The following is a 765-nucleotide window of genomic DNA, read 5'->3' as shown; positions in this document are numbered from 1 at the left end:
ACGTAGTCAATGTCTTTCCGAAACGTGGCTTAGCATTCCACAAAAACTCACTACCCGGATGCCCTTGTGCATACTCCAACGTCTGGCTTACTGCAGCTTGTTGCTCTGTGCGAAGCCGGTACTCCAGCTCTTGTTTAGCCTGGTCATTTACATTGCTTCGAAAATCTTCAAAATCTTCCTCGGCACGTTCCGGGGTTCCATTGTAGTAGAACCACTCGGTGTGTGGTCGTTGATCCACACCTTTGAACTTGCGTAAATAAGCATGCAATGGCTTATCCTTGAACCACTCGTCTGAGTTGCTAAAACGTGCTGCGTGATGCCAAAGCACATTGTACGGTTCTTGGAGCGCAGCTGTTTTTGTCTGCTCCTTGATTCGCGTTTCAACATCCTCACGTTCCGTGTACCCAATCTTAATCCATCCCGCGTCCTCTTGTCGTTGTGGCAATGTGTAGGCATAGATTTGTGGGTAAATAATTTTAGTTGTTTTTATCTGCGTTTTCTCACTCATAATTAGTGTAACTCCTTATCAAAAGGCTCCATTTTATTTTTCTCCCAGTTCATGACTTTTACCCGCTTTCCGGGCTTCACGATCCACTCGTCATCCTCTTTGTCGTCGGCTTCATCATCAAAACCAAGCATCCCAAACAAGTCCATTTGTCGATTCATGTTTCGTTCTTTTTTCTCTGTAAGCGGCACAATGTACTTCAGGCCGTCCATTTGAAAAATATTGTAGCTGATGATTTCAGCTATTTTCTCAAACAAACC

At 44.4% G+C, this 765-nt stretch carries 1 protein-coding gene and 1 pseudogene; both read right to left on the bottom strand.

The window, feature by feature from the left end; translation table 11 throughout:
• The coding region (locus tag WEIDD23_RS12065; protein ID WP_197458897.1) for a GIY-YIG nuclease family protein at nucleotides 1–508 on the bottom strand (508 nt) is incomplete at its 3' end.
• Between the two features lie 2 nt (nucleotides 509–510).
• Nucleotides 511–765: pseudogene (locus WEIDD23_RS13870) on the bottom strand (restriction endonuclease); the annotation flags it as partial.

The sequence above is a fragment of the Weissella sp. DD23 genome (genome assembly GCF_001579105.1).
GTDB classification, from domain to species: Bacteria; Bacillota; Bacilli; order Lactobacillales; family Lactobacillaceae; genus Weissella; species Weissella cibaria.
Note: the sequence above shows the minus strand (reverse complement) of the source record. Positions and strands in the feature narration are given on the sequence as shown.